Raw genomic sequence first — 6,138 nt, 5'->3', positions numbered from 1 at the left:
TGCCCCCCCCCCCCCCCGTGCGGGGGGGGGGCGCCCCCGGGGCGGCCCCGGGGGGGGGGCGGGGGCGGGGGGCGGGCCGCGGGGGGGGGGGGGGCCGGGGGGGCGCCCCCCCCCCCCACCAAAAGGGGTGAACGGTCGTAACTTTCCCGTGCGGGTCGCGTTCGGTCGCGCTAGGAGATCATCCGACTGCGAAACGTCACGTCACTCGCGTCCCACGGGTCTCACGTCAGGGCCGGCTCCCGTCGCTCGGCGCGCCGTCGGGCGGCGACCGCAGGGTCGAGCGCCGGTACGGCGGCCAGCAGCTGTCTGGTGTACGGGTCGCGCGGCGACTCGTACACCTCGTCGGCGGGCCCCTCCTCGACCACACGGCCGCGCCGCATCACCGCGACCCGGTCGCTGACCTGGCGCACCACGGCCAGGTCATGGGCGACGAAGACCAGCGCGAGGCCGAGTTCGCGCTGGAGTTCGCCGAGCAGGGCGACGACCTGGGCCTGGGTGGTCACGTCGAGCGCGGAGACCGGCTCGTCGCACACGATGACGCGCGGCTCGGCCGCGAGCGCCCGCGCGATGCCCACGCGCTGGCGCTGACCTCCGCTGAACTCGTGCGGGTAGCGGTCGTAGTGCGCCGCTTCGAGCCCCACGCGCTCCAGCAGTTCCGTCACACGCCCCCTGACGCCCGCCTCGTCCCTCCCCCGCACGCCCCGCACGCCCCGCGCGCCCGATGCGCGGAGCGGGTCGGCGATGGACTCGCCGACGCTGCGGCGGGGGTTCAGGGAGGAGACGGGATCCTGGAAGACCATCTGCACGGTCGGGTTCACTCCCGACGACACCCGTCCCTCGTACCGGACCTCGCCGGCCGTCGGCTCCAGCAGTCCGACCAGCATCCGGCCGAGCGTCGTCTTGCCGCTGCCGCTCTCCCCGACGACGCCGACGGTCTCGCCCCGGTGGACGGTCAGCGACACGCCGTCGACGGCCGCGAAGGCCCGCTTGCCGCGCCCGAACTCGCGGCGCAGCCCGTGCGCCTCCAGCACGACCTCGCTCGACGGCTGGACGGCCGCGCGCCGCACGTCCGCGAGCGACCCGCCCGCGTCCGGCCGCCGTACGTCCGGCCCTTGCACGTCCGGCCCCTGTACCTCCGGCTCCTGTACACCAGTTCCCTGTACGCCAGTTCCCCGTACGCCAGCTCTCTGTACGTCAGGTCCCCGTGCGTCAGGCTTCGCCGGCCCGTCGTCGGCCGCCCGGCGTGCCTCCACCCGGGGCACGGCTGCGAGCAGCTCGCGTGTGTACGGCTGCGCGGGGGCCGCCAGCACGGCTCCGACCGGCCCGTGCTCGACGAGCCGGCCGTGCCGCATGACCAGCACCTCGTCGACGCTCTCCGCCGCCACGCCCACGTCGTGCGTGACCAGCAGCAGCCCCATTCCGGTCTCCTCGCGCAGGGTGTGCAGCAGGTCGAGGATCTGGGCCTGGACGGTCACGTCGAGCGCGGTCGTCGGCTCGTCGGCGATCAGCAGGTCGGGCTCGCAGGCCAGCGCCATGGCGATGAGGGCGCGCTGGCGCATGCCGCCGCTGAACTCGTGCGGCCGCGACCGGGAGCGCCGGACCGGGTCCGGAATTCCCACCCTCTCCAAGACCTGCACGGCACGCGCGCGTGCCGTACGACGGGACACCCGCGTGTGCACGCGGTACACCTCGGCGATCTGGTCGCCGATCGCGTAGTACGGGTCGAGGGAGGACAGCGGGTCCTGGAAGACCATCGCCGCCCGGCCGCCGCGCAGCCGCCGCAGTTCCTCGTCGGACGCGGTCCGTACGTCGGTCCCGGCGACCCGTACGGAACCGCCGACGACGGCCCCGGTCCCCCGGTGCAGTCCCAGGAGGGCCGAGGCGACCGTGGACTTGCCGGAGCCGGACTCGCCGACGAGGCCGAGGGCGGCGCCCTCCGCCAGGCGGAAGGAGAGGCCGTCGACGGCCCGCAGCGCGCCGAACTCGACCGTGAGGTCCGTGACTTCCACCAGGCTCATGTGAGCACCACCCGTCGGTCGGCCACCGCGTACAGGACGTCCGCGACGGCGTTGGCGAGGACCACGAAGAAACCGATGACCAGGACCATCCCGACGACCACCGGAAGGTCCACGACGTTGACCGCGTGCACCAGCTCCTGTCCGATGCCGGGAAGCCCGAAGAGGGTCTCGGTGAGCACCGCGCCGCCGACCGCGGAGCCGAAGTTGTTGGCGTTCAGCGCGATGACCGGCGCGAACGCCCCGCGCAGCGCGTGCCGCCCGATGATCGACCGCTCGCCGACGCCGTACGCGCGGAAGGTGCGGATGTGGTCCTCGGCGAGGGTCTCCAGCATCGACGACCGGGTCAGCCGGGCGAACGACGCGGCCTCGATGAGGGCGAGCGAGAGCCAGGGCAGCAGCAGGTTCCACGCCCACTGCTCGGGGTCGTCGGTGAGGTTCACGTACTGCGGGAAGGGCAGCAGTTGCAGCTCGCCGCAGACGACGATCATCAGGATGAGGCCGATCACGAACACGGGCGTGGCCGTCCCGGCCAGGGTGACGGCGGTCAGGACGCGCTCGGTGAGCCGCCCGCGCCGCCAGGCCGACAGGACGCCGGTGCCGACGCCGAGGATCAGCCACACCACCATCGCGCCGAGGACGAGCGACAGGCTCACCGGCAGCTTGGTCAGGATCAGCCGGGTGACCTGCTGATCGCTCTGGTACGACAGCCCCAGGCAGGGCGCCGGGCAGCGCTCCACGGAGGTGCCGGTCGAGTAGTCCTGGCCCGCGACGAGGCCCCCCAGGAAGTGCCCGTAGCGCACGTAGAGAGGTTCGTCGAGGCGCAGTTGCTCGGCGACCTGGTGCACCTGGGCCGGCGAGCAGCGCGGACCGCAGGTGATCTGGGCGACGTCGCCGGGGGTGACGTAGAAGACGACGTAGACGATCACCGAGATGGCGAACAGGGTGAGGATCGTGCCGATGCCCCGGCGCAGCACGAAGCCGCCGAGGCCGCCGAGGCCGCTCATGAGGACGTCTCCTTCTCGGCAGCGGTGTCCGCTCGGTGCTCCCGTCGGCGTCCCGTCCCCACCCGCAGCCGGGAGGCCGCGCGCGGGTCGAGCGCCGTGCGCACGCCGTCGCCGAGGACGGTCAGCGCGAGGACGGTGACGAAGAGGGCGCCGGCGGGCAGCAGCAGGTACTGCGGGGCCGCCTGGTACCAGACGTCGGCGGCGGTGAGCATCTGTCCCCAGGACGGCGTCGGCGGCTTCACACCGACCCCGAGGAAGGACAGCGCGGCCTCGACGGAGATGTTCTGCGGCACGAGCAGCGCCGCGTACGTGATGACGGGGGCGGCGAGCCCGGGCAGCAGTTCCCGGCGGGCGATCCGCCAGGTGCCCCAGCCGCTGAGCCGGGCCGCCGACACGTAGTCGAGCCCCTTGAGGGTCAGCGTCTGGGCGCGCACCACCTTGGCGACGTTGCCCCAGGCGATGAGGCCGATGACCAGGGTGACCAGCACGGGCCGGGGGAAGCTCGCCGGGACGATCGCGAGCAGCGCCAACGACATGATCATCAGCGGCAGGGCGACGAAGATGTCGGTGATCCGGCTCAACAGTTGATCAACCCATCGGTTGCCGAGCGCGGCGGCGATGCCCAGGGTGACGCCGATGGCCACCTGGATCACGGTCGCGGCCAGCGCGACGCCCAGGGACACCCGGGCGCCGTGCACCAGACGGGCGAACAGGTCGCGTCCGGTCTGCGGTTCGACGCCGAGCCAGTGGTCGCCGCCGATGCCGCCGAACGGGCCGACGGGCACGCCCCCGCGCGCGGAGTCGATGAGGGAGGGGTGGTAGGTGGTCGGGTCCTGGCCCTCGATGGCGGTGAGCAGCGGCGCGGCGAGCGCGACCAGGACGAGCAACGCGACGACGACCGCCGCGACGAGGGCGGCGCGCTGCGCTCGCAGCCGCCGCCAGAACTGACGGGCGCCCGAGGCCCCCGGGACCGACGCGGGGTCCGTACCGGGGGCCTGGGCGGCGATGACGGCCTGGGCGGCCGCCTTGGTGACTGCCTCGCTCACGGTGCTACTTCACCGCGACCTGCGAGGGATCCAGGACGCCGTCCCAGTCGCTGATGACGATGTTGCGGATGTCCTCGCCGTACAGCCGCTTGTAGACCGGGTGGAACAGCGGCACGGTCAGCGCCTGCTCGCCGATCTTCTTGTCGAGTGCGCCCCACCTCTTGGCTGCGGCGTCGAGATCGGTCAACTTGTTGATCGCGTCAATCTCGGCATTGACCGACTTGTCGTTCAGGAAGCCCGTGTTGAAGTTCGCGCCGTCCTTGACGATCTGCCGGCCGTCGAAGATCGGGGCGAGGAACGGACCGCCGGAGGGCCAGTCGGCGCCCCAGTGGGCCAGGAAGAAGCCGGGCTCGGTCTTCACGTCGTGGATCGTGTCGGAGTAGTCGTTGTCCTCCAGGCCCTGGAGCTTGACGGTGATGCCGGCCTTCTTGAGCGCGTCCTGGATCGCGGTCGCGATCTCCGGGCTGGTCTCGAAGTCCTGGCTGTTGGAGTGGGTGAGGGTGATGGTCAGCCCGTTCGGGTGACCGGCCTCCTTCAACAGCTCCTTGGCCTTCGCCGCGTCGCCGGTCTTCCCCGCCGGGAAGAGGTCGTAGGGCTCGTGACCGAAGGACTTCTGGTTCGGCAGGTAGGTGGTGGCGGCCTCGGCGAGCGACGAGCCGCCCGCCGCGTTGACGACCGACGACCGGTCGACGGCGTACGAGATCGCCTGTCGCACCCGGATGTCGTCGAACGGCTTCACGTTCGGGTTGAACGCGATGTAGTCGGTGTAGCCGAAGTGACCGGTGCCGACCCGCGCGGCGAGTGCCTTGTCGCCGCTGACCTTGGCGAGTTCGGCCGGGCCGAGGTTGGTGTCCGTGGTGATGGCGGTGGCGTCCGCCCCCTGGGACGCGGACAGCCGCTGGTTGATCACCGAGGAGTCGAGCCCGGACCGTACGTCGATCTTGTCGGGATACGCCTTGCGCTCGGCGTCCGTCTTCGCGGACCAGTAGGTGTTGCGCTCCAGGGTGAGGCGCTCGCCGTCGTTCTCGTTCTTGACGACCTTGTAGGGGCCGGACGAGACCGGGTGCTCCTCGTACTTCGTACCGGTGTCCTTGGCCTTCGGGACGGGCGCGAACTGCGTCTGCGTGGCCAGGTACGGGAACTCGCCCTCGGGCTTGTTCAGATGGAAGACGATCGTCCGGCTGTCCGGCGTCTCGATGGCGGCGAGGCCCTTGGGGTCCTTGTACGGCCCCTGGTAGTCGGCCGCGCCGACCAGCCAGTCCCGTAGGTAGGGCGCGCCGCCGGAGAGCTCGGGCGCGAAGGACCGCTCGATGCCGTACTTGACGTCGGCCGAGGTGATCGCGGTCCCGTCCTCGTACTTGAGGCCCTCCTTGAGGGTGTACGTCCACACGGTGGCGTCCTCGTTGGGGCGACCGGTGTCGGTGGCGAGGTCGGGGACGACCTCGGTGCCGGGGGCGCCGTTCTCGCGGTTGCGCGTGGTGAGGGTTCTGAAGACCAGGGTGGGGACCTTGCCGCCGCCGGAGGTGTAGAGGCGGGCCGGGTCGAAGTCCTCTTGGGGGTTGCGGTTCAGGATGGTGAGCGTCCCGCCCTGGTGCGGGGCGGAGTCGCCGCCGGAGGCCTTGGCATCGTTGTCCTCAGGCCCGCAGGCGGCGGCGCCCGCGGCCACCACCAGGCTGACGGATGCCGCGGCGACGCGGCGCGCTATGAGGGACGGTTGACGCATCGGAATGACGACCTCTCGGTTGACGGTCTCGCCACCCCTTCCGGGGCATCTCGGTATCCGAGACATATGGACGAGGAGTGAGACGAAAGTGAACAGACGTCCGCCCCGGCGCCGGGTCGTCGAAGAGCCGTGACCACGTCAACGGCTGGAAAAGCAGGAGAATTCGCGACGCACGCGCCTGGGGGCGGCGTCAGCGACAGTGGATGTCGGCCACGCAGAGCGCGGTCACGCCGAAGAGCGCCAGCTCGATGGCGGCGCTCCTGTCGACGGGATGACTAGACCACATACGCAGCAATATGGAGGAACTTTTTGGGCATGTCAACGCGCCCCCTGTGACACCTGTCCTC

Annotated in this window: 5 protein-coding genes; all 5 read right to left on the bottom strand. The window is 71.5% G+C overall.

What is annotated here, in order from left to right; genetic code table 11:
- Window positions 1–221 precede the first annotated feature (221 nt).
- The 5 genes from ACIRPU_RS43070 to ACIRPU_RS43050 all read right to left on the bottom strand — a co-directional run bounded on the left by ACIRPU_RS43070 (window position 222) and on the right by ACIRPU_RS43050 (window position 6,077).
- A complete protein-coding gene (locus tag ACIRPU_RS43070) occupies window positions 222–2,018 on the bottom strand; it encodes a dipeptide ABC transporter ATP-binding protein (RefSeq protein WP_403878304.1) in 1,797 nt (598 codons plus the stop codon).
- On the bottom strand, window positions 2,015–3,022 hold the full coding sequence (locus ACIRPU_RS43065; RefSeq protein WP_403878301.1) for an ABC transporter permease: 1,008 nt from the start codon (window positions 3,020–3,022) through the stop codon (window positions 2,015–2,017). Before ACIRPU_RS43065 ends, ACIRPU_RS43070 begins: the two co-directional genes overlap by 4 nt.
- Window positions 3,019–4,029, bottom strand: coding sequence for an ABC transporter permease (locus ACIRPU_RS43060; protein ID WP_384124808.1), 1,011 nt, complete (start codon window positions 4,027–4,029; stop codon window positions 3,019–3,021). Before ACIRPU_RS43060 ends, ACIRPU_RS43065 begins: the two co-directional genes overlap by 4 nt.
- A 43-nt stretch (window positions 4,030–4,072) precedes the next feature.
- Window positions 4,073–5,791, bottom strand: a complete 1,719-nt coding sequence (locus ACIRPU_RS43055) for an ABC transporter substrate-binding protein (protein WP_403878298.1) — start codon at window positions 5,789–5,791, stop codon at window positions 4,073–4,075.
- Between the two features lie 190 nt (window positions 5,792–5,981).
- Entirely contained in the window at window positions 5,982–6,077 is a 96-nt protein-coding gene (locus tag ACIRPU_RS43050) for an Ms4533A family Cys-rich leader peptide (RefSeq protein WP_355709575.1), read from the bottom strand.
- Window positions 6,078–6,138: the final 61 nt, after the last annotated feature.

The sequence above is a fragment of the Streptomyces sp. NPDC102259 genome (assembly GCF_044766465.1).
Taxonomy (GTDB): Bacteria; Actinomycetota; Actinomycetes; order Streptomycetales; family Streptomycetaceae; genus Streptomyces.
Note: the sequence above shows the minus strand (reverse complement) of the source record. Positions and strands in the feature narration are given on the sequence as shown.

Bases quoted from the DNA above. Each gene is read 5' to 3' on its own strand.
- ACIRPU_RS43065 (WP_403878301.1), bottom strand. From the start codon at position 3,022: ATGAGCGGCCTCGGCGGCCTCGGCGGCTTCGTGCTGCGCCGGGGCATC.
- ACIRPU_RS43055 (WP_403878298.1), bottom strand. From the start codon at position 5,791: ATGCGTCAACCGTCCCTCATAGCGCGCCGCGTCGCCGCGGCATCCGTC.
- ACIRPU_RS43050 (WP_355709575.1), bottom strand. From the start codon at position 6,077: ATGTGGTCTAGTCATCCCGTCGACAGGAGCGCCGCCATCGAGCTGGCG.
- ACIRPU_RS43070 (WP_403878304.1), bottom strand. From the start codon at position 2,018: ATGAGCCTGGTGGAAGTCACGGACCTCACGGTCGAGTTCGGCGCGCTG.